Below are 21,886 nucleotides of genomic sequence, written 5' to 3' on the forward strand. Positions count from 1 at the left end.
GATGCACAGCTTCGCGCCCAATACGAGCATCTGAAGTTCAGAGGAGTAAACAAGGCGCGCGTTGCCATCGCGCGCAAGCTTTTGACGATCGCCTTCCAGATCCTGCGTGACCAGCGCGCTTACGAGCAGCGGCGCGAAAGCCCTATGGAAGGCGCGTCGACGACATCCCGGTTGTCCCGATGATTGTTTAGCGAGCCCGGCAGGTCTGGGCTGCGCTCCTTGAGGAGAATGGGAAACCGGGAGCCGAACGCCACTTTGTGACCGAAGCCACAGGCAAGGTCACGCATTGGAGAATGGTTCAGGAACCGAACGGCAGATGCCTGTCGCACGGAAGGAAGAGATTTACTCGATCGGCGAAAACGCCGGTCAAAACACAACGGAACCCAAGGAAAAGCCGCCAAATGGTGGTGTTTTGCCCCTTGCGTTCTTTCATTGGAGAACACCCATGGCCAGTCAACTCGTTACCACCCGCATCGTCCTTGCTTCGCGCCCATCCGGAAAGCCGGTGGCTGCGAATTTCCGACTCGAGCGGGAGACGGTTCGGGACCTCGCCAAGGGCGAGGTTCTTCTCCAGACGCTTTATCTTTCCCTTGATCCCTACATGCGGGGTCGCATGGACGATGCCAAGTCCTATGCCAAGCCGGTCGAAATCGGCGGTGTGATGGAAGGGGGCACGGTTGCGCGCGTCGCACAAAGCCGCAACACGGCGTTTAAGGCGGGGGAAATCGTCCTCTCGCATTCCGGCTGGCAGAGCTATGCGATTTCAGATGGTTCAGGCTTGCGGACGCTCGATCCGGGAACCGCACCGATCACGACAGCGCTCGGCATTCTTGGAATGCCCGGCTTCACCGCCTATGCCGGCCTTCGTAATATTGGCAAACCCAAAGCCGGGGAAACACTTGTGGTCGCAGCAGCGAGCGGCGCGGTTGGCTCGGCAGTTGGGCAGATGGCAAAGATTTTCGGTGCGCGTGTTGTCGGGATCGCAGGCGGGTCCAGGAAATGTGAGTACTTACGCCAAGAGCTCGGATTCGACGCCGCGATAGACCATCATTCGAGCGATTTTCCGGCACAACTCGCAGCCGCTTGTCCGAACGGAATCGATATTTATTTCGAGAATGTCGGTGGCCACGTCTGGAGCGCGGTTTTTCCATTGCTCAACGACTTCGCGCGCATACCCGTCTGCGGGCTCATCGCGCATTACAACGAAGAATCCTCTGTCTTGAGCGGAAGTGATCAGCTTCCTGTGGTGATGCGCGCCATCCTGCGGAAAAGTCTCTCCATCCGAGGCTTTATACAGCGCGAATTTGCCGAGCAGCGTCCCGACTTCTATCAGCAAGCCGGAGCATGGATCTCCGAAGGACGGCTCAAGTACAAGGAAGATATCGTTGATGGACTCGAAAACGCTCCGGAGGCTTACCTTGGCCTCCTGGAAGGGAAGAATTTCGGAAAGCTGATCGTACGCGTCGCGCCCTGAACATAGCCTTGGCGTTATCTATCTCCCGGAGCAGTTCTTTTTGCTCACAGTCGGAACAGAACAAAAAAGCGAATCCCGGAGAAGCGGATGCCGGAGCACGTATATTCTATGAAAAATATAGAGACACTTTAATTTGGTCTCGTCTTATTCCGGAGGGTATGATGAAGATCACAAGGCGAGCTTTCACTGCGGTGGTGGCAGGTGCCATCGCGACACCTTTCACGCATGTTCGACTGGCTGGCGCCGCTGACAAGGTCGTGCGTATCGGCTACCAGAAGTATGGAACGCTGGTACTTCTCAAGGGCAAGGGGACGCTGGAGAAGAAACTTGAATCCATCGGCTACACCGTTGAATGGACCGAGTTTCAGGGCGGTCCCCAGCTCCTCGAGGCCCTGAACACTGGTTCGGTCGATTTCGGATCGACCGGCGAAACGCCGCCGATCTTCGCCCAGGCCGCAAACGCTCCGCTTGTTTATATCGCACACGAGCCGCCCGCCCCGCGCGGCGAAGCCATACTGGTCCCGAAGGACAGTCCCATTAAGTCCGTCGCGGAGCTGAAGGGCAAGAAGATCGCATTCAACAAGGGCTCGAACGTGCATTACCTGCTCGTCAAGGCGCTCGAAGAAGCCGGTTTGACCTACGAGGACGTGGAGCCATCCTTCCTCGCCCCGGCCGACGGCCGCGCAGCCTTCGAAAAGGGCGCGGTAGATGCATGGGTCATCTGGGATCCCTTCCAGGCAGCTGCGGAAGTGGCGGTCGAAGCGCGAGAGCTTAGAAACGGCGAGGGCATCGTTCCCAATCACCAGTTCTACCTCGGCACGACTGCGCTGGTTGACGGCCACACCAAGGCGATCGATGTCTTGATCGACGCCATTTCCGAGATCGACCAATGGACCAAGTCAGACACCGCGGCTGCGGCCGCGGAGCTATCGCCGTCGGTCGGCATCCCCCAGCCTGTCCTCGTCAAGGCGCTCGAGCGTCAATCCTACGGAGTCAAGCGCCTGGATAACTCCGTCGTCGCGCAGCAGCAGAACATCGCCGACACCTTTTTTAAACTGAAGCTCATTCCCAAAGAGGTGACGATTGCGGACGTTGTCCGCAAGGTCAAGGCGTGATGCTCACCCTTGAGGCGTGAGTATGGGATCACGGATTTCGTCAGAGCCGGTAAAACCGCGCGGCATTGTCATGGAACAAGGCCCTGCGCTCGCTTTCGGCGAAGGTCTTCGAAATCTCCTTGAATGAATCGAATATCGCGTCGTAGCTCGAAAATAGCTTGTCGACCGGAAAGTTCGAAGCGAACATGCAGCGTTCCACTCCGAAAGCAGCGATCGCCTCTTCGACATAGGGTCGGATGTCGTCGGTGGTCCAGGTCCAATTGCCCATGCCAAGGCCGGAGATCTTGCAGGCGACGTTTGCAGCTTGGGACAAGGTCTTCATGCCTTTCCGCCACCCTTCGAAGTGTTCGGGACCATCCACCTGCATGCCCGTGTGATTGAGGATGATCTGCACATCCGGAAAGTCGCGCGCCAGATCGAGAAACTCCTCCATCTGCCAGTAATAGAGCTGCAGATCGAAACTCAGGCCCCGACGCGCCAGTTCCACGAAGCCGCGGCGCCATTCCGGCGTACGGCTGACCTCCGCCTCGGTCAGGTAGGTCTTGGCCGGGTCGGTGTGGAAGTTCATCGACTGCCTTATGCCGCGGAAGTTGGCATACTGCATATGCTCGTCGAGCAGGTCGCCGACGTCCTTTTTGCGAAGATCCGAATAACCGACGATGCCATGCGGGAAACCATGTTTGTCGGCCACCGCCTGCAGCCAGCGCGTTTCGCCGGCCGGATCCTTGGGATCGTAGCCGACATCGAGATGCACCGCCTTAACCAGGTTCTGGTTGCCCGCATCGGCAAGAAAGTCCTCGATCAGATAGGTCTTGTTGATCGCGGCGTAGTCGCCGAACGCGGAGGGCTTCACGCCGTCGGAGAGCCACGGGTAATAGTTGTTGTCCAGATCCCACAGATGGAAATGGGGATCTATGATGGGAAACTGATCCATGCTTCTGGCTCCGCCCCTATGGGTAAAAGGATCGGGGGCGGCGTCGAGGAGCCGCACCCGCTTCATATCACTTGGCCGGCGGGAAGACGCGAGCGATGACGGCTTTGGCTTCCGGTGAATCGACCTTGTCGGCCGTGACCAGCGGCATGACCAGGGCCAGATCCTTCTTGACCGGGGCGTTGCTCAGCGCGTTGAAGACCTGTTGCGTCCCGTCGATGCCCTGCCCGACGGCCTCCTGGAAGAAGATGCCCTGGATCGCGTTCGATTTCAAAAGCGCGATCGTCGTCGGGCTGCCGTCTGCAACCGCAACTCCGACCTTTCCAGTGAGGCCGCGGGTCTGGAGGACCTTGGCGGCACCGGTTCCCGCTTCGTCATACATGCCGTAGATCCCCTTGATGTCGGGATGAGCGGTCAGCATGTCGTTTGCCTGCGTGACGGCTTCGTTGACGGTTAGGCCACGAGTCTCAAGCATCTGCGCCAGCGTGCATCCATCCGCCTTGAATGCCTCCTCGGCGCCTTTGAGGTACTTCTGGGCGTTTTCGCGGTCCTGCGGCAGCGACAGCATGCCAACCTTGTTGCCGCCGCGGTCCTTGGCGAGTTTGCAGACGAAGCTTCCCTGCGCCTTGCCGGTCTCGTAGTTGTTTGCGGTCACCGACGACGTATAGTCGGTCTGGCCCGGCTGCGGACCAATCCCGGCAAAAGCGATCGGAATATTCTGCGACTTCAGATAGGCAAGCAGCGGGGGTGTGCTGGTCGAGCTGACCGGACCGATGACGATCGCGTCGACGCCCTTGGTGATGGCGGTGCGCGCATTGTCCATCTGTTTGGCCGGCGAGTTTTCCGACGTATACTCGACATAGTCCATGCCGAGCTCCTGGGCCTTCTGCTTCACCCCGTAGCCGACCCATTGCCAGTAGGAGATGTCGAGCGACGGCGCCAGATAGGCCACGGTCTTCTTTTCCTGTGCCTTGGTCGGAGCGTTCGCGAAAATCACCGCGAGCGCCAGGCCTGCCGCAACCGCAAGGCTTTTCCTCTTCTTCGTTTTCATTTCAGTTCCTCCTCCGATACGCCGGATGATTCCGACCTTTCAATTCAGCGCTGGCTGCGCCGTGAGTTGCCGAAGCGGTCGATGAGCACCGCCACTAGTATGGCGAGCCCGGTGACGGAGCCTTGCCAGAAACTGTTGATGCCGATGAGGTTGACCCCGTTCTGGATGACGGTGATCATCAGTGCGCCCAGCACCGCTCCGACGGCCGTGCCCGTCCCGCCCAGCAGGCTGGCTCCGCCGATGACGACCGCGGCGATCGCCTGAAGCATCAGGCTGGAGCCGGCCGTCGACTCGGCATTGAGGATATAGGAGATCGTCAACAGGCCGGAAAAAGAGGCCAGAAGCGACGAGGCGACATAGGCCATGAACTTCGTTCGCTGGACAGGAATGCCGAGCAGATGGGCGGCGGTCGAGCTGCTGCCGACTGCATAGAACCACCGCCCCGCGACCATCCTCTTCAAGAAGAATTCGATGGCGATCAAAAGCACGAGGCAGAAGAGAATGTAGTTGGGAATGCCCGGAACGAGACTTCCGCTGTTGAGCAGCCAGAAATCCGGATCGCCGATCGGCATCGAACGGCCGTTGGTCACGATGAAGGCCAGTGACCCTGCCACGGCAAAGGTGATCAGCGTGACCACGAAGGGAGCAAGCCCGACGACCGTCACCAGAAAGCCGTTGATCGATCCGAATACCAGCCCGACCGACAGACCGGCGAATGCGGCACCGGCGCCGCCCAGCCCCTGTGCCATCGCCTGTGCGGTCACCATGCCGGTCAGCGAGAAGACCGAGCCCACCGACAGATCGATACCGCCCGTGATGACGACGAGCAGCACACCCAGAGACATGATGATGAGCGGTGCGCCCGCCTGGGTGATGTTGGCGAAATTGCCCCAGCTCAGCGCCTGCGGCACCTGTGAGCCGACGGCGAGTGCCACGAGCGCGATTGCGAGTGCGATGGCGATCTCCGTTCGGTAGACCGACAGCAGGCTTTCCCGCTGTCGTGTCGTCGGCTCCCGCCCCGCCTTGGCCGAACTTGTTTCTGGTGCATATCTCATGCCGCCATTCCCGTCATGTTCGCGAGAGCGTCCTCGCTCAAATCTTGCTTTTCGATCACGCCGGCGCAGCGGCCTTCCGTATCGAACGCCACCACCCGGTCGCAGACCTCCAGGAGCTCGGCGTTTTCCGTCGACCACCAGACGATGATCGTCCCGCTTGCCGCCATCTGACGGATCAGCTGGTAAATCTCCTTCTTGGTTCCGATGTCGACGCCGCGTGTCGGCTCCTCCAGCACGAGAAGGCGGGAGGAAAGCCCGAGCCAGCGGGCGAGCAGGAGCTTCTGCTGCGTCCCTCCGCTCAGCGTGTCGGGCAGGTCCCAGATAGAGGCTGCCTTGATCTTCAGCGCCTCGACCAGATCCAGGCACTTCGCCCTCTCACGCCCGCTTGTGAAGACGCTGTGGCGCAGGATGCGGCGCGAGGCCATCACGTTGTCGATGATTGGAAGATTGCCCAGAATGCCCTTGTGCGCGCGGTCGCCGGTGACGAAAACCAATCCGGAACGGGCGGCCTGCCGGGGGGACGTAAAGGCCTGCGGCCAGCCGGCCCGCGCAACCGTCCAGCGCCTTGCTTTCGCCGCTCCGACCAAAGCCGAAATCAACGATTGCGGGCCGACCGGAGCACCCGCGACGCCGAGGATCATTCCCGCAGCCAACGTTATTTCGACATCTGCGTCCCGGATGACGAGCGTGTCGTCGGCGAAAGCCGCCGCGCTTCGGGGCACCGGATGCGCCGCCCCGACGCCCTCGGCGTGTCTTGCGGTGATCTGACCCATCTTCTCGATGATCGCCGTATCGGACAGGCTTCTCGTGGGGGCCCGGTCGACGACGGTCCTTCCGTCCCGGATGATCGTGCAGACATCGGCGATCTGCCTGATCTCCTTCATCCGGTGCGACACGAATACGATGGCAAGGCCGTTTTCCCGGGTCAGCCGTCTCAGCACCGAGAACAGTCGCTCCGTCTCGAGCGCCGTAAGGTTGGCGGTCGGTTCGTCGAGAAGGATAAGTTCGGCCCCGGAGGAAAGCGCCCTTGCGATCTCGACCATCTGCCCTTGATGGAGGCTGAGATCGCCGACCAGTTCGTGGAGCGAGGTGCCCGCGAACTCCCGATCGATGATAGCCAGGGCATCATGGGCCTGCCGCCACGACCGCTTGCGGTCAAACAGGCGCAGGCCGTTCGGAAAGCGCGGCAAGACGATGTTCTCGGCGACCGTTAGATGCGGCAGAAGCGCCAATTCCTGGTGGACGACGGCCACTTTCGACCTGCCCTCGGTGTCACTCAGCGGATTGTCCGCCGCATCCCTGAACTCGATGTCGCCGCCATCCTTTCCGGCGAGCCCGGTGATGATGCGGATCATCGTCGATTTTCCGGCACCGTTGCCGCCGAGCAGTGCATGAATCTCGCCGCGCGCCAGCGAGAAATCCACGCCTTTGAGAACGGATGTGGCGCCGTAGGACTTGGTCAACCCCTTGACCGTTGCGACGAACTTTCGGCCATCTTCCATCGCGTCCCCCTTCCTAGTAGATCGTCAGCGCCGGGATGAAGCTCACGGCGAGCAGCAGCAGCATCGCCATGCCGAAGAACGGCCAGAGTTCACGTGTGGTCGCTCCGAGCGGCGCTCCGGCGATCGACGACGAGATGAACAGCGTCGTGCCGATCGGCGGCGTGTAAAGCCCGATGCCGAGATTGATGACCATCATCAGGCCGAGCTGCACCCGGTCGAGACCAATGGCATCGGCCAGCGGCACGAAGATCGGTCCGAGCAGCAGGATGGCGGGCGGCATGTCGAGCGGCATACCGACGATGAGCATCAGGACGTTCATCATCAAGATGATGACGATCGGGCTGGAGATATTGGCGGCAACCCATTCCGCCATCTGCTGTGGCGCCTGGTCGAAGGTGAGACCCCAGCCGACGGCGGCGCTGCCCATGATGACGAGCATGACGACGCCAGTGGCTACTCCCGCTTCCACCAGGTTATCGCAGAAGCGTTTCCAGGTGAGATCGCGGTAGAACAGCAGGCTGAGCAGCAGCGAATAGACGACCGACAGCACGGCGACTTCGGTCGGCGTCGCGAACCCGAAGCGAAGGAGGAGAATGATCAGGATCGGCAGGAGGATTGCGGGAAGGCTCTGGATCGCAAGCCTTGCCAGATCGCGCTTGCGAATCTTGACCGCCTCGGCGGCATATCTCCTGCGGACCGAGATGAACCAGCAGACGAAGATGAAACTCACCGCCATGATGATGCCCGGCAGGATACCCGAGATGAACAGGTCTGCGACGCTGACACCGCTGATCAGGGAGTAGAGGATCATCGGGATTGAGGGAGGGACCAACACGTCGATGACCGCGGAAGTCGCGTTGTTTGCCGCACAGAGCGCTGGCGGAAATCCCTGCCGCTTCTGCCACGGGATCAGCACCGAGCCTAGCGCACTGGCATTGGCGACCGCGGATCCGGAAACGCCGCCGAAGACGACGGAAGAGACCACGGTCGTCGAGAGCGGCCCTCCGCGCCAGCGCTGCATCGCGCGGGAGGCGAGTTCCAAGAGCTGCTTGCCGAGTTCGCCTCCGAGCATCAGCGTCCCCGCCAGCATGAAGAACGGCAGGGCGAGCATCGGAAACGACTGGGTCTGATCGTAGACCTGCTGGGCGACCACGGACAACGGCACGTATCCGTTGAAGAGAATGCCGAGGCCGGCGGCGATGATCAGCCCGTAACCGACCGGCACCGCCAGGACCATCAGCACGCAGAAGGAGATGATCATGATCAGCGTCACAGGGGCATCTCCTCGGCCTTAATCTCGATCCGGGATTCCCAGCCGAACCGGAGCACGCGGACGGTCGCAGCGGCCGTGACGATCGACACCAGGAAGGCGCCGACGGCGAGCGCATAGTAGCCAACGCTGTTCGGCAGCCGCAGGACGGGGCTCTGTTCCATGCCGGCGATCTCGGCCACCACGATCGACTGATAGGCGAGGGTGACGAAGGCGATGATACTGATGACGTTCGCCAGGACGAGGGCCGAAAGCCTCATGCCGCCGCCAAGCTTGTCATAGAGCCATTCGACCGCCATGTGCCCGCCGGCATGGGCTGCAAGGACGATGCCTGCCAGGATGAACCAGGGAAACATCAGCATCGGCAGCTCCTGGGCGAAGGAGAAACCACCGCTCTGCGATGTGTAGCGGGCAACGACATTGGCCGTCGTCACCACCGTCAGCGCGATGCCGCTGGCGATGACGACGAAACGGGACAGCATTACGATTGCGCGCGACAGCATGTCGACGCACTGCAGCAAGCTTTGCATGGAAGACTCCGTTCAGTGGGCGGCATCACGCCTTTGCTTCCGATTCGATCTTGCTGACGAAATCGCCGAACGGCTTCTTCTTCCAGTTTTCGGCAACGGAAGCGGTCGCCTTCACGAAGGCCGCCCGGTCGACTTCCACCACTTCGACGGCCGTGTTCTTCTTGAAGTTCGCGAGAACCTGACCGTCCTTTTCCGCGGAGAGTTTGCGCTGCAGGTCGCCCGCCTCCTTCGCGGCGGCCTTGACCGCCTCAAGATCGGCTCCGAGCCGGGCCCGGGCGATCTTCGACATGAGGAATGGGGTCGACTCCCACTTATGGGCTGTGAGGCTGATGTACTTGTTGACCTCGAAGAGTTTCGAGCTTTCGATATTGGCGAGCGGATTTTCCTGGCCGTCCACGACGCCTTGCTGCAGGGCGATATAGAGTTCGCCGAAGGCGATCTGTTCCGTGCCTGCACCAAGCGCCTGGAAGATGTCGATCGTCATCGGATCGGCGGGGGTGCGGATCTTGAGTCCCTTCAGGTCACCGGGCGCCGCAATGTTACGCTTGGAATTGGTGAGATGGCGAATGCCGTTGTCCCACCAGTCGAGCGGAACGACGCCGACGGCGTCGAACCGCTTGTTCAGCTCGGCGCCGACCGGCCCGCCCAACACCTTCATCGCTTTTGCCGTATCGGGAAACAGGAAGGGAAGCCCGAGGGCCGCCAGTTCCGGAACCAGGGCCGATGTTGCGCCCTGGCTGTTGGCGGTAAAATCGAGCGCCCCCGTGCGAAGGCTGGTCAGCATCGCGGAGTCGCTGCCGAGCGTCTCGGCGCCGGCGACATTGATCTTCACCCGGCCGGAGGTCTTTACCGCCACGAGTTCCGCGAATTTGGCAGCGGCAATCGTCCGCGGATTGCCGGGGGCCGCGCCATGACCGAGAGTAAGGGTTGTCGCGGCCCTGGCCGGCCGCACGCCGGCCACCAATGCGGGCGCAGCCAAGGCACCCGCCGCAACAGAAAGAAATCCACGCCGATTGATATGCAAGCTCATATTCTCCTCCGTATTGTGCTCACGCCAGTTGTTTTGCCCGTCTCTCCCTGACGGGAACGTAGGGCTTATTCATTCAGCCAAGATTTGACGGCCGCCTCCACCCTCGACGTCGAGAGCCCATATCGCTCGTGCAAGGTCGGCAGGGCTCCGGCCTCGAGGAATTCGTCGGGAAGCGCAATTTGACGGAAAGCAGTCGGCCGGACGTCGGAGCGCATGAGGGTCGCTGCAACCGCCTCGCCCAGCCCACCGATCAGCGTGTGATTTTCCGCAACCACGACCAGCCGGTTCTGCTTGCTGCATTCGGCTAGGATGGTCTCCTCGTCGAGCGGCTTGATGGTCGCCACATGCAGCACGCCGGCGTCCACGCCGTCCTTCTCAAGGTGTTTGGCAGCTTCCAGGGCGCGCATCGTCATGAGGCCGGATGATATGATCAGGGTATCCCTGCCATCACGGATGAGCTTGGCCTTGCCGAGTTCGAATCTGTAGCCGTACTCGTCCAGGACGAGCGGAACGTTGCCCCGCAGGAGACGCATATAGACCGGCCCCCTGTGTGCCGACAAAACCGGCACCGCTTGTTCAATCTCGCTTGCGTCACAAGGATCGACGATCGTCAGGTTCGGCATCCCGCGGAACATGGCTATGTCCTCGGTCGCCTGATGGCTCGGGCCGTATCCCGTCGTCAGCCCGGGAAGCGCGCAGACGATCTTCACGTCCAGCCTCTCTTCCGCAATCGCCAGGCAGACGAAGTCATAGGCCCGCCGCGAAGCGAACACGGCATAAGTCGTTACCCACGGCTGGAAACCCTCCCGCGCCATGCCGGCGGCCGACATCATCAGAAGCTGCTCGGCCATGCCCATCTGGTAGAAACGGTCCGGATGCGCCGCCCTGAAAACATGCAGATCGGTGTATTTCGCGAGATCTGCGGAAAGACCGACGATCCTATCGTCCCGCGAAGCGAGGTCCGCGAGCGCATGGCCGAACGGTGCGGGCTTCGTCGGCTGGTCCGCTCCCGCGATCGACGCAATCATAGCCGATGTCGTGAGGCGCGGGCGGTCGCCACCATGGGTCAGATGTTCCGGCCGGACATATTTCGAGCGCCTCATGTCACCACTCCCGCATCGACGATCCTGATCGCTTCGGCCCATTCATGCGGCTCGACCCGCAGGAAATGGTTGCGCTCACGCGCCTCCAGGAAAGGCACGCCCTTGGCCATCTTGGTGTCGCATATGATGATGCGCGGCTGTTCGCCCTTGTGGTGGCGCGCCGCATCGAAGGCGGCGACCAGCGCGTCGATGTCGTTTCCGTCGACGCGTTGGACAAACCAGCCGAAAGCTTCGAATTTCGCGCCCAGCGGCTCGAAGTTCAAGACGGCCATGGAGGGGCCGTCCGCCTGCATCTGGTTGACGTCGACGATACCGATCAGATTGTCCAGCTTGGAGGAGCCGGCCGACATTGCGGCCTCCCAGGTCGATCCCTCGTCCAGTTCTCCGTCGGAGAAAAGGTTGTAGACGAACGAGGTGGATTTCTTGCGCTTCAGCGCGAGCGACATTCCAACCGCGATGCCGAGCCCGTGACCGAGCGATCCGCCGGTTATCTCCATGCCCGGCGTGTATGCTGCCATGCCGGACATCGGCAGCCGGCTGTCGTCGGCCCCATAGGTCTCAAGTTCATCCTCGGGAATGATCTTGGCCTCGATCAAGGCGGCGTAGAGCGCGATTGCATAATGCCCGATCGACAGAAGGAAGCGGTCGCGCCCTTCCCATTCCGGGTCCTCCGATCGGTAATGGGTCGCATGGAAATAAGAAACCGCAAGGACGTCGGCAATTCCGAGCGCCTGGGCGATATAGCCCTGGCCCTGCACCTCGCCCATCCGCAGCGCGTGGCGGCGTATGCGCCGGGCGCGCTCGGAAAGACTGACATTGTGACCGATCTGAGCCATTGACGAGAGATCTCCCCTAGTTTTGCCGGGCTGAAACCGGTCAGTGGATCAGCATGCCGCCATTGACGTCGATGACGGCGCCGGTGACATAGGCGGAGAGATCGGATGCAAGGAACAGATAGATATTCGCCACATCACGCGCCTCGCCGAGACGGCTGAGGGGAATCCCCCTGATGATCTCTGCGCGCGCATCGTCGCCGAGCTTGCCCGCGGTGATGTCGGTCTGGATCAGGCCCGGCGTCACGGAATTGACCCGGATGCCGGCCGGACCGAACTCGCGCGCCATGGCCTTGGCGAGCCCGAGCACACCCGCCTTCGCCGCCGAGTAATGCGGTCCGCCGAAAATCCCGCCGCCGCGCTGCGCCGACACGGACGACATGCAGGCGATCGACCCGCCGCCGTTTTCGCGCATGTTCGGAATGAAGGCCTGGCTGAGAAAGAGAACGCCGGTCATGTTGACATCGACGATGCGATGCCAGTCGGACTCGGTGATTTCGAGCGTCCTCACGGGCTGGGTGATGCCAGCATTGTTAATCAGAACACCTACGGAGCCGAACGCGGCGACGACGGCGTCTGCGGCAGCCTGGCAGGAAGCCCGGTCGGACACGTCGCAGCCAAGCCCGATGTGGCGAACCTGGCCGGAGGTCGGCAACTCGGCGGCAGCCTCGTCGGCAGCCTGCGCATCGATATCCAGGATCGCCACCCTGGCACCGTGCTGAGCGAATAGTTCGGCCGTGGAGCGGCCAATTCCGCGCTTGCTCGCCGCGCCCGATATGACCGCGGTTTTTCCCTGCAGTAGCATTAAATCTCCTCCCGATGCTCTCCCGGCATCTGGCAATTTCGGTAAAGGGACGAGACATCCCTGGGCGAATTTGTGACCGAAGACCGCCAAGGCGACAAACGCGAAGTTTACACCGGTAGATGAATCTGTTTCACTAATCCGATGCTGCACCTCACCTCGCTCTCTGCGATGCGGATATTCGAATCGGCTGCCCGTCTCGGCTCTTTCCGGGCCGCAGCGGAAGAGCTCAACCTCTCCCCAAGTGCGATAAGTCACGCGATCTCCAAGCTGGAGCGTGATCTGGGGACAGCCCTGTTCGAGCGAAACACGCGGAACGTTACCTTGACGCTCGCGGGTCAAACGCTTCTCAACCACGCATCCAACGCGTTCGAGGAACTGCGACGGGGTGTTGAGATGATTTCATCGAACAAAGCCCACTTGCTGCGCGTTCACTGCGCCCCCAGCTACGCGGCAAAGGTTCTCTCGCCGCGTCTGCCTGCGTTCCTGAAGGAAAATCCTGAGGTGGAGGTGCGGGTCGCGTCCAGCACCACTTATGCACGCTTCACGGACGGTCTTTTCGACGTGGATATAATCTATGGCGAGCCGCAGAACCGTGAGGATCTGATCGTCATCCCGTTGGCGGAAGAAATCGTTTCGCCGCTCTGCTCTCCGGCCATCGCCTCTTCCATGACGTCTCCCCGGGATATTCTGAAGTATCCGCTTATCCGCAGCGACTTGAAGCGAATTCAATGGATCGACTGGTTTGAAATAAACGATCTCGGGAGTCCTCCCGTGCCGACAATGAGTTTCGATCGAAGCTTCATGGCACTGGACGCGGCTGCGAACGGGCTGGGCATTGCGCTTGAATCGAATGTTCTGGCGCAGCCCGATCTGGAGTCCGGGAGGCTCGTACGGGCTTTGACCGGCGTGAGCCGGGACAATCGCTACATCGGTCATTACCTCGCCTATCCGAAGACGGGAAGCCAGCGGAGACTGGCCAAACTGTTCGCCGATTGGCTGGCAAGATAATACGTTCTCAAGGCAGTCGAGGAACGGAGCTGTCATGCGGTTTCTTAAGTAGACGTTCATCTTAGGCGAGAGCAATAGTAGCACCCTCGGCCCGGCTTGTTTTAGCCGGAGACCCTTGCATCGTATTCCGAAAGCTGAACATCGGCGAATGCCGGTGAAGCAGAATCCCATTCAAAACGCCTGGTCACTCGACCAAGGTCAGGAGCACTGGTGACGAAACGCTCGTCGTATCGCAGATAAAGGGTTTTGAAAAAACCGGCTAGCAATAGCGGGCTCTCTTTATCCGGAAAAGCTTCGAACAGCCCGTTTTTGAAGGACCATCCATCTCTACGAGCCCGAACCCTATTGCCTCGTAGCGACTGACATCATCCCGAATGCCTCGGCGCCCGACCAATTCTCGCAACGCGTTGTGAAAGCGGACGATGCCTGCGACCGGCTCTCCGCCTATCGCAATCGCGATATCGTTGGCAGCCAGTACCTTGCCGGCTGGTTGAGGATCGTTCGACGCAGCAACAATTTCCGCAGCTTCTTCCAAAGCCTCTTCGCTTTGCCGGTTGCCACGGAGCAGAACCAGATAACCAAGGACAAGGGCTGGATAGGTGATGTGAAGGTTCGTGCATTCGCCGATGGTTTCTTCCATCCGGTTGGTCAGATTACGGAACGCCCCGGTGACTCCTTTGCAGGAGATTGCCATCACAGGACCGATGCCGTCACGCGTCACGACCACGTCTACGTTCTTTGTTTTCAGGCCGCCGAGAACGGTGCGTTCTCCGCCGCCGGCGAGAGAGGGATCATAATGCAAGATTGGGGCACGACCGGACCGTCGCACGACCCGAAACGGCGGGCGAGGCGTAATGTCATCAGGATCGAAGCCGCCTTCGATGACAAGGCGGCAAGACACATACCAGTGAAGAGGCTTGATGTGACTTGCACTTTGGGTTTTGCCGAGAAATTCCCCAAAGCTTTCAACGCCTCGGCTTGAGTCGTCCATTGGCATAGGTTGCCGTCCGTCTCAGCCGGCATAATGCCTCCATTTTTGCATTGTCACGATCGCCTCCTCCAGCAACTCATTGGAGCCCTTTTCGAGAAGGGATTGTGCTGGGAAGACGATATTGCCCGCCTCTCGAGGCTCAAGCTTCAGCATTCCGCCGCCAAGCGCATGCCCCTCGATTTCGCAGCTCAAGCGGACAAACGGTGTGGACCACAGGGGCAAAAGCTTGGACGCGAGACGCTTATCGCGCAGCCGCGCCGCGTGCACGCTGTTCGTACAAGTCACTCCAGCGGCATTCTGAACGAGGTTTGCCGAACGGCCGGACATATACTGCAGGACGTAATCCGGCTCCAGCACGTCAGGGGCAACGCCGAGCCCAACCCGGAAATCGATGCCTCTGACCGGCTTCAGCTCGAAGCCCGGTTCGGCAGGCCTCCGGTCCACTCCGGCGCAAAGCCGATGCCAAGGCCTGCCGAAGCCAGCGACACCAGCGAACCGATGATGGCCGGACGGAAACCGAAGACCTAAACGCAATCGCTAACGCCAGCCCCTGACCATCAGCGGGGCTGCCACGAAAAGAATTCCGTCGCCTTGAAAGGAGTCGAACGAGCGGCACCAGTCACCCGAATGGTCAAATGACTAAATACAATAGACTTCTCTAAACGGCCCCGTCGACTGTTGCTTATGGAGCGAACCGAGCTAGGCGGCGCCGAACTTCCCCTGCGGGCAACCGACAACCGGGCTGATTTGAGAGACGAGTTAAGCCCGCATGCAAATGCTCTAATTCCACGTCGTCACCAGGCCTTTCGCGAGGCTCTGCAGCGCCCGCCACTTCGTCGACACGGAAACGCCGATGAGTTTCGCCGGTCATCTGGCGGAAGTCAGAAAGCGCTGTTCGAGTGCGATCAGGCCGGAGAAGACGACGATCGGCATCAAAAAGCCGAGGACGGCATCGGAGATATAGTGGGCGCCGACCACCACGCGCAGGACTGCGGTCGCGACTGAAGCAATGGCAACGGGCGGACCGAACCAGAGCCGTGCCTTCGGCGGCAGAAGGATGATCAGGCAAAGCAACCAGCCGGCTCCCGACGCTTCACCAGACACGAAGGAGCAGTTGCTCGTACACTGACCGAAAAACGATCCGGCCGCCATAAAGTCCATGTGACCGCCGAAAAAGTTGGTCTGAATCGGGCGGGGACGCCCCGAATGGCTCTTCAGCAGCAGGTTGACGATCAATCCCGTGCTGAGGCCCAAAGTGGCGAGCGAGAGCCACAGGCGCCGCACCGGCATTTTCGCTGCAATCGATTTGGACAGGCTTCCCGCGATGACGCCGATCACGATCGCGACGGCCGCGATGTACGGTAAACCATACAGAGCCCAGCGCAGCAATTTGATGGATTCATAGCGGCCGAAGGCAAAGCTGCCGCATCCCACACCTCCCCCGCAGAGCGCTCCGCTGAAGAAGAACGACGAGATGGCAATATCCATCGCCGGGAACGCATGAAAAATCGAAAGCAGCAACAGCCAGGTCGAGGCCATGAGGAAGGAGGTCCCGCTGGCGCTGGCGCGGCCGAACGGTACGGCTTGATAGGTCATGTTTATAGTTCCTGTTTTTCAACCGGCTTCGACGACATGGAACAACGCCATGCATCTTTGTCTGCCTCTTGCCTGACAATTGCCTGAACGGGATTTAATATCGGAACTGATGAGAAGATTTCCGAAGAGCCGGCTGTGAATACCGGCAATCGCCCGCCGGTATTCACAGATGCATTTATTGGCGCGGTCTATGAGCTCCTTCGCCCCTCTCGGCCGGAGCCTATGACATCCTCAATATATGACGATCAGGATGATGGCGGCGAGAACGATCACGCTGGTGTAGATCGTGCCGAAACTCAGACTGCCATATTCGGAAGGCTGCGAGATCAGGTCGCCGAACGACGCCCCGAGCGGCCGGGTGAAGATATAGGCGAGCCAGAACGCCAGGATGGGGCCGATCCTCAGGAAGTAGTAGGCTGCGGCTATGAGCGCGATACCGCCCAGGGAGAGGATTGCCGTCGTCAGGTAGTCGAAGCTGACCGTTTCGGCGATCAGATCTCCCGCTGCCATTCCAAGAGCGAAGGTGAAGGGAGGAAATCGTGCGGTCAACCATCAACGCGTTCTGAAGGGGACCCGACCGACGGTCTCGCAGTTGGTCCGGGACGCGTCAGTCGAGGAATGACCCATTTGCCCTCGAGCGTCGACTCGCGATACTCGATCTCTGCAATCAGCAGGGCCACTCAAAAGACGTACTAAAGGGACCAAGAGTTAACCAAAAGGGATAGCTTTTTTGTCCGTGCCCACTGACCTAACGTTACAAAGAGCGGCGATTCCCCAAAGCGACGGGCAAAGCGGCAGACATGGCACACATTCAACCTACTAGCGTTGGTGGCTTCACTCTTCGGCCGACCTGGCTATCGATCATGTCGATATTATTCGTTGTGGCGTTCATCATTCTTTCATTTTTCTGGCATCTCGGGAACGAACCGGGTGAGGATAACGCGATCCTGTCGATCGCTCCTCAGATGTCGATCACCGCACCATGACGGGCGAAACGTGGCTAATTGGGGCCGAGGGAAGGAAATGTGTGCAATCTCTACCGGATGCTGAGCAACCAGGCGGCAATCCGCGCGATCACACGCGCGATCATCGACAGCACCGGCAATCTGCAGCCGATCGAAGAGATACGGCCCGAAAGAATGGCGCCGATCGTCCGCAACACACCTGCCGGCCGTGAGCTGGCAAACGTGCGATGGGGCCTTCCGAGCTCGTCACAGGCGCTGTTTAGACAGCTACCGAGCGAGCGGACGCTCTACGAAAGAAAGGCAAGGACGTAGCTGGATTTTGGGTGCAGCAATGGCAGAGCGTCCGCAAGATCAAGGAAGGCTTGGTCAGGGCTGATCTCTATGGCTTCCTGACGACCGAGCCGAATGGCATCGTGGCGCCGGAACACGAGAAGGCCATGCCGGTCAGTCTCTTGAACGTTGACGATATCGAAACCTGGCTGACGGCTCCATGGGAAGAGGCACGTGCGCTGCAGCGGCCGCTGTCGAGTGACAAACTCGTACGCTTGCCTATCGAACTGGCAGTCGCGTGATGTACGGCAATGTCCGGCCGGAGGTTCAGCCCACCTCTCAAGTGAGCCCGCGTGGCGCGAAGAAGCAGCGGATCGTCATATGCGGGGCGGACGTGCAGATGTGATACTGGCTGTCTTCGCTCTCCAAAACCCGGTTCTTGGGGATGAAGTATCTTGTCTTGGGCCCGGTGCGGATGTTGAAGTTGCCGCCCGGCAGCGGCTCGACATAGCGCGGGCTGATGGTCCGGCAGTCCTTGTTGTCGCAGCATTCGTAGCCGGTGACCGGATCATGGTGGCCGGAATACCAGTTATGAACGACAGCGAGAGCGATGAGGACGTGCTTCATGTCTGCTTGGCCCTCTCTGCCGAGGGCCCATCGCTCTGCTTCGAAAAGACCCCACGGTATGACAATAGGGGACGTTTACGAATGCTCAAGCGTTGCCAATTTCTGTTATTGCTGAAACTCTGCCACTCAAACGCCTGGATGAAACCACCGCTATGGAAATTGTCGATGAACTGAGGAGGCGGGAATCGGCTTCCAAAGAACATGCCGAAGGAAGCCACCCTTATTTCTCGCGCGTGAAACATGCGGCAAACTCATGTATAGTGTTTGCCGCACAATTCATGTTGGAGCCAAGTCATGGAGCGCAGGTTATCTGCAATCCTGGCCGCCGACGTAGTCGGATACTCCGCACTTATGGAGCGGGACGAAGCGGGCACCTTTGACCGTCTTCGAGCGCGACGCACTGAGCTTTTTGAACCCGAGATTAAGAGCCATCATGGGCGGGTCTTCAAGCTCATGGGTGACGGCCTCCTTGCGGAGTTCGGCAGCGTGGTCGACGCTGTCGAATGCGCCGTGTCTCTCCAGCGCGGAATGGCAGAGCGCAACGCTTCTGTAGCTGAGGAGGAAAGGTTCAACGTCCGTATCGGCATCAACATTGGCGAAGTGATCGTGGATGGCGACGACCCGCTATGGCGATGGCGTGAACGTTGCGGCAAGGCTGGAGCAACTCGCGCTTCCGGGCGGAATCTGTATTTCAGGCAAGGTGGCAAAGGAGGTCGAGAAAAAGCTCGCTTTTCGTTTTGACTCCGCTGGGCGGCAGGAGGTCAAGAATATCGAAGAGCCTATCGACGTCTACCACGTGCGCATCGACGCTCCGTTCCGCCGACGCATTCTGCGAAAGCGTGGGATGAGCCGACTGTGGTGGGCACTTGGCGTCCCGGCAGGCATCGCGGCCGTACTGGCCATCTGGATGTCGCTGTACTATCCGCGGGCAGTGTCCTCTCCTCCAGTCTCCAGCACGATCCCGTCTGTCGCCGTTCTTCCCTTCAAGGATCTGAGTGCCGACAAGAGCCTAGGTTATTTGGGAGAAGGAGTGGCGAACGACGTCATCGCCATCCTCTCGCGTTTTTCTGACATTGCAGTGGTCTCGCGAACCTCGTCGTTTGCATATGAGGGCAAGGAAGGCGACATCCGCCAGATCGGCAAGGAGTTGGGAGTTGGCTATGTCGTCGAGGGTCGTGTGCGCAAGGAAGGCGATAGGGTGCGCATTGTTGCGCAACTCATCAACGCCAGGACCGGGGACCATGTCTGGGCAGACCGGTTCGACGAGCCGGTACCGACCCGTGGGCGCTCCAGGATGAGTTGACCGGCAAGATCGTGGGGGCGATGACCGGTGAATTCGGAGCCATTCGCAAGGCGGATTACAGTCAGGCTTGGGGGAAAGACAGCACCAACCTCGCGGAATACGACTACTACCTGCGCGCCGAAAGCCAGTTGAACCTTTACACGATTCAGGCAACCTTTACCGATGAGGCGATCAAAAGCAGCATTCGTCTCTACCAGATCAAGGGCGATGTGTTTTCAACGACAGGATCGACGGCTCAACGGCGCTGCATCTCGGATTGCGAGCCTTCGAGGGCCAGTCGCATTTTCGGGCCGGTTCACCCGATGTCAGCCAGCTGACGCCAGGGTGCGCTGACGAGCCCCGCTAAATTACGCCATTCGAAACTGCGTTCACGTAGCAGCGGTCGAGGTCATCCCGTTGAAGTTCGGTGACGGTTTGGACGAACTCCGCCGATCGGATCTATGAAAGCAGCGGCTAGCAATTCAGCAGTACAGAATCGCCGAATTCATGGGCGCGGTAGCCGCACGCGGTAAGGGCTGCGGAGACCTTGGCGAGCAAGCCATCGTCTGCAAACGCGCGCAGGAGCTCGAAGTGGCTTTCGCCGGGCTGGTGGACACCCGTGATAATCGCATCGACGACGCGAAGCGGCGTTCCCCTCGCGATGCGTCCTGTCGCAATGCCGTTTCCGACGCGCACGCTGCCATCGGGATCGGCGGCTGCCTCTAGCGCGCGCACGACGCTTGTGCCGATCGCAATGATGCGGCTGCCACGGAGCTTCACCTGCGCGACATGCGCCGCGGTGCGCTCAGGGATGCGGTACGGCTCGTCTAAGGGAAGCCGCGAGTCGAGAGCAGGATCGCCGGTGGAAGAAACGCCAGCGGCATGCGTGAGTGTTGCGAATCCGACATCGCGCTGACGCCAGGTTTGCAGCGTGCGCCAGTCGAGCGCGAAGCCTGCCGACGGCGCCTCGAACGCGAACGGAAGGGCGGCAATCTTCGTCCAAACATCCCACAGCGCCAACGGCTCGGGAACATGCGCGTATTGGATCGGCCGACCGTGCTGCGCTAGACCTGCAAGCACTGCTGCCCGGCTACCTTGGAAGCACAGCTCGAAGAGTAGAGGATGGTAGAGAACGCGCTCGACGACGGCTTCAAGCGGGCCGAGCCGGAGGTGGTCGCCTGTTGACAGCGAAGGCGGAGGCAGCCGGTCTTCCGTGCGCGTGCGGTGATCACCCGAGCCGAAGGCAAGCGCCACGAAGCGGCGAGGATCGTGAAGTAATCGCCAGCCGGCGAGGCGGATCTCAATCAACTGCCCGCTTGGGACATGTGTACCATGCAAGCTGGCAGGCAAGGTCGCGGCGTCATTGGCGACAACTAGATCCCCGGCATCGAATAGCGTGGCGAGCCTGGTACGCGGCAGGTCGCGCATTATTCCGTCCGCCTCGACGACGAACAGCCTGGCAGAGCGCTGATCGGAACGGTCGTCGGCAGTCATGCCTGTTCTCCGGCGAGCAGGTTAGCCCGAACCGGCAAAGCGCCGATCATCTTTTCGATGATCTCGGCAGCAGCCAGCTCGGGAGCCTTCAAGGTCGACGGATCGGCGTCCGGAAGCGCCAGCGCGTGCAGCGGGGTGTCCATATCGCCAGGGTCGAGTGCAAGGAACCTTATCCCATCGACTTTCGCCTCCTCGTCCCAAATCGCCGTCAGATGGGCAAGAGCGGCCTTGCTCGCACCATACGCGCCCCAACCGGGATACGCGTTGACAGCAGCGTCACTGGAGATGTTGGTTACCAGCGCGCCGCGGCCCTCGCGTGCGGACGCGGCAAGCGCACCGAACAGGGCCTTCGTCAGCCGGAACGCGCCGAGGAGGTTGACCGCAAGCGCCGCTTCCAGCTGCTCGCACTCGGTATCAGCAAGTAGCGCCAGAGGGACAGGACCAAGGCTCGACGCATTGTTGATCAGGATGTCGACCCCGCTAAGGCTGGCCGTCACCTGCATCGCGATCGGGTAGATGTGCTCCTTCTTGCCTAGATCGGCGACAATGCCATGCGCGCCCGTCTCAGCTGCAATGCGTTCGACATTCGAAGCGGTGCGGGCGACAAAGGCGACGCAGGCGCCCTTTTCGATGAGCTTCCGCACAAGCGCCAGTCCGAGGCCCGACGTGCCGCCCGTGACGACCACACGAAGTCCCTGAAGATCGATATTCATCTGCATCGTCGGTGCTCCTTCAATCCGTAGGAGTACTTGCTACAAGTTCAAGTTAACTTGAAGTCAAGTGAGAATCGTGCTCTCCTTCACGCATGGATCCGATGCTGACCATCACCGACGTCTCGCGGCGAAGTGGCGTCGCCTCGTCGGCCCTGCGTTTCTACGAGGAGCGCGGGCTGATCTCGTCCGAGCGGGCCGGGTCGGAGCATAGGCGCTATCACCGGTCCGTGTTGCGTCGGAT

23 protein-coding genes and 3 pseudogenes are annotated in these 21,886 nt (G+C 60.4%); 10 read left to right on the plus strand and 16 right to left on the minus strand.

Features of this window, described 5'->3' with window-relative positions; translation table 11 throughout:
• The 3 genes and pseudogenes from C9413_RS08745 to C9413_RS08755 form a co-directional block, all read left to right on the plus strand.
• A pseudogene (locus C9413_RS08745) lies at positions 1-183 on the plus strand (IS110 family transposase); the annotation flags it as partial.
• 262 nt (positions 184-445) lie between these two features.
• Complete coding sequence (locus C9413_RS08750) at positions 446-1,474, plus strand: NADP-dependent oxidoreductase (protein ID WP_040116452.1); 1,029 nt, start codon at positions 446-448, stop codon at positions 1,472-1,474.
• A gap of 161 nt (positions 1,475-1,635) precedes the next feature.
• A complete protein-coding gene (locus C9413_RS08755) occupies positions 1,636-2,589 on the plus strand; it encodes a sulfonate ABC transporter substrate-binding protein (protein ID WP_082046677.1) in 954 nt (317 codons plus the stop codon).
• 40 nt (positions 2,590-2,629) lie between these two features.
• Here the strand turns inward: C9413_RS08755 and C9413_RS08760 are convergent, their stop codons facing one another.
• From C9413_RS08760 to C9413_RS08805, 10 genes are all read right to left on the minus strand, one after another.
• Positions 2,630-3,523 (minus strand): amidohydrolase, encoded by an 894-nt coding sequence (locus tag C9413_RS08760; protein WP_040114668.1) that lies wholly within the window; start codon positions 3,521-3,523, stop codon positions 2,630-2,632.
• 67 nt (positions 3,524-3,590) lie between these two features.
• Positions 3,591-4,571: a substrate-binding domain-containing protein gene (locus C9413_RS08765; RefSeq protein WP_040114667.1), complete on the minus strand. Its 981-nt coding sequence runs from the start codon at positions 4,569-4,571 to the stop codon at positions 3,591-3,593.
• 44 nt (positions 4,572-4,615) lie between these two features.
• Entirely contained in the window at positions 4,616-5,626 is a 1,011-nt protein-coding gene (locus C9413_RS08770) for an ABC transporter permease (RefSeq protein WP_040114666.1), read from the minus strand.
• Entirely contained in the window at positions 5,623-7,128 is a 1,506-nt protein-coding gene (locus tag C9413_RS08775; protein WP_170250369.1) for a sugar ABC transporter ATP-binding protein, read from the minus strand. The genes C9413_RS08770 and C9413_RS08775 overlap by 4 nt, the downstream gene beginning before the upstream one ends.
• Positions 7,129-7,141: 13 nt before the next feature.
• On the minus strand, positions 7,142-8,401 hold the full coding sequence (locus C9413_RS08780; protein WP_040114664.1) for a TRAP transporter large permease subunit: 1,260 nt from the start codon (positions 8,399-8,401) through the stop codon (positions 7,142-7,144).
• Positions 8,398-8,928 carry a TRAP transporter small permease subunit gene (locus tag C9413_RS08785; RefSeq protein ID WP_040114663.1) on the minus strand — a complete coding sequence of 177 codons (531 nt, stop codon included), beginning with the start codon at positions 8,926-8,928 and terminating at the stop codon, positions 8,398-8,400. The genes C9413_RS08780 and C9413_RS08785 overlap by 4 nt, the downstream gene beginning before the upstream one ends.
• 25 nt (positions 8,929-8,953) lie before the next feature.
• On the minus strand, positions 8,954-9,958 hold the full coding sequence (locus tag C9413_RS08790; RefSeq protein ID WP_040114662.1) for a TRAP transporter substrate-binding protein: 1,005 nt from the start codon (positions 9,956-9,958) through the stop codon (positions 8,954-8,956).
• A gap of 65 nt (positions 9,959-10,023) precedes the next feature.
• Positions 10,024-11,061 (minus strand): transketolase family protein, encoded by a 1,038-nt coding sequence (locus C9413_RS08795; protein ID WP_040114661.1) that lies wholly within the window; start codon positions 11,059-11,061, stop codon positions 10,024-10,026.
• Complete coding sequence (locus tag C9413_RS08800) at positions 11,058-11,897, minus strand: transketolase (protein WP_040114660.1); 840 nt, start codon at positions 11,895-11,897, stop codon at positions 11,058-11,060. Before C9413_RS08800 ends, C9413_RS08795 begins: the two co-directional genes overlap by 4 nt.
• Positions 11,898-11,937: 40 nt before the next feature.
• Complete coding sequence (locus C9413_RS08805) at positions 11,938-12,699, minus strand: SDR family NAD(P)-dependent oxidoreductase (protein WP_040114659.1); 762 nt, start codon at positions 12,697-12,699, stop codon at positions 11,938-11,940.
• A gap of 141 nt (positions 12,700-12,840) precedes the next feature.
• Between C9413_RS08805 and C9413_RS08810 the strand changes: the two genes are divergently transcribed.
• Both C9413_RS08810 and C9413_RS08815 read left to right on the plus strand, forming a co-directional pair.
• Entirely contained in the window at positions 12,841-13,707 is an 867-nt protein-coding gene (locus C9413_RS08810; RefSeq protein WP_040114658.1) for a LysR substrate-binding domain-containing protein, read from the plus strand.
• A gap of 409 nt (positions 13,708-14,116) precedes the next feature.
• Positions 14,117-14,689 (plus strand): hypothetical protein, encoded by a 573-nt coding sequence (locus tag C9413_RS08815; RefSeq protein WP_166677450.1) that lies wholly within the window; start codon positions 14,117-14,119, stop codon positions 14,687-14,689.
• 354 nt (positions 14,690-15,043) lie between these two features.
• On the opposite strand, the pseudogene C9413_RS08820 reads toward C9413_RS08815, so the two are convergent.
• The 3 genes and pseudogenes from C9413_RS08820 to C9413_RS08830 form a co-directional block, all read right to left on the minus strand.
• Positions 15,044-15,192: pseudogene (locus tag C9413_RS08820) on the minus strand (transcriptional regulator); the annotation flags it as partial.
• 373 nt (positions 15,193-15,565) lie between these two features.
• Positions 15,566-16,294, minus strand: coding sequence for a phosphatase PAP2 family protein (locus C9413_RS08825; RefSeq protein ID WP_040114656.1), 729 nt, complete (start codon positions 16,292-16,294; stop codon positions 15,566-15,568).
• A gap of 231 nt (positions 16,295-16,525) precedes the next feature.
• The gene (locus C9413_RS08830; protein ID WP_323808294.1) at positions 16,526-16,843 is read right to left on the minus strand and encodes a hypothetical protein; all 318 of its coding nucleotides are present in this window, start codon (positions 16,841-16,843) and stop codon (positions 16,526-16,528) included.
• Positions 16,844-17,157: 314 nt separating this feature from the next.
• Here C9413_RS08830 and C9413_RS34165 point away from each other — a divergent pair, with 314 nt between their 5' ends.
• The 3 genes from C9413_RS34165 to C9413_RS34425 are packed head-to-tail and all read left to right on the plus strand — an operon-like array spanning position 17,158 to position 17,831.
• Positions 17,158-17,280, plus strand: coding sequence for a hypothetical protein (locus C9413_RS34165; protein WP_281408626.1), 123 nt, complete (start codon positions 17,158-17,160; stop codon positions 17,278-17,280).
• Positions 17,281-17,319: 39 nt separating this feature from the next.
• Positions 17,320-17,571 (plus strand): hypothetical protein, encoded by a 252-nt coding sequence (locus C9413_RS34420; RefSeq protein WP_318299939.1) that lies wholly within the window; start codon positions 17,320-17,322, stop codon positions 17,569-17,571.
• 11 nt (positions 17,572-17,582) lie between these two features.
• Positions 17,583-17,831: a hypothetical protein gene (locus C9413_RS34425; protein WP_318299938.1), complete on the plus strand. Its 249-nt coding sequence runs from the start codon at positions 17,583-17,585 to the stop codon at positions 17,829-17,831.
• A gap of 37 nt (positions 17,832-17,868) precedes the next feature.
• Here C9413_RS34425 and C9413_RS08840 read toward each other — a convergent pair whose 3' ends face one another.
• The gene (locus tag C9413_RS08840; RefSeq protein ID WP_040114654.1) at positions 17,869-18,156 is read right to left on the minus strand and encodes a hypothetical protein; all 288 of its coding nucleotides are present in this window, start codon (positions 18,154-18,156) and stop codon (positions 17,869-17,871) included.
• Between the two features lie 294 nt (positions 18,157-18,450).
• On the opposite strand from C9413_RS08840, the pseudogene C9413_RS08845 reads away from it, so the two are divergent.
• Positions 18,451-19,608: pseudogene (locus C9413_RS08845) on the plus strand (adenylate/guanylate cyclase domain-containing protein); the annotation flags it as partial.
• A gap of 304 nt (positions 19,609-19,912) precedes the next feature.
• Here the strand turns inward: C9413_RS08845 and C9413_RS08855 are convergent.
• The gene (locus tag C9413_RS08855; RefSeq protein WP_170250370.1) at positions 19,913-20,932 is read right to left on the minus strand and encodes an S-adenosylmethionine:tRNA ribosyltransferase-isomerase; all 1,020 of its coding nucleotides are present in this window, start codon (positions 20,930-20,932) and stop codon (positions 19,913-19,915) included.
• Positions 20,929-21,651 (minus strand): SDR family oxidoreductase, encoded by a 723-nt coding sequence (locus C9413_RS08860; protein ID WP_040114651.1) that lies wholly within the window; start codon positions 21,649-21,651, stop codon positions 20,929-20,931. The genes C9413_RS08855 and C9413_RS08860 overlap by 4 nt, the downstream gene beginning before the upstream one ends.
• Positions 21,652-21,737: 86 nt before the next feature.
• On the opposite strand from C9413_RS08860, the gene C9413_RS08865 reads away from it, so the two are divergent.
• Positions 21,738-21,886 (plus strand): MerR family DNA-binding transcriptional regulator (locus C9413_RS08865; RefSeq protein ID WP_170250371.1); only part of this gene is annotated, 149 nt, incomplete at its 3' end.

It is taken from the genome of Rhizobium sp. SEMIA 4085, from assembly GCF_013004495.1.
Lineage (GTDB): Bacteria > Pseudomonadota > Alphaproteobacteria > Rhizobiales > Rhizobiaceae > Rhizobium > Rhizobium gallicum.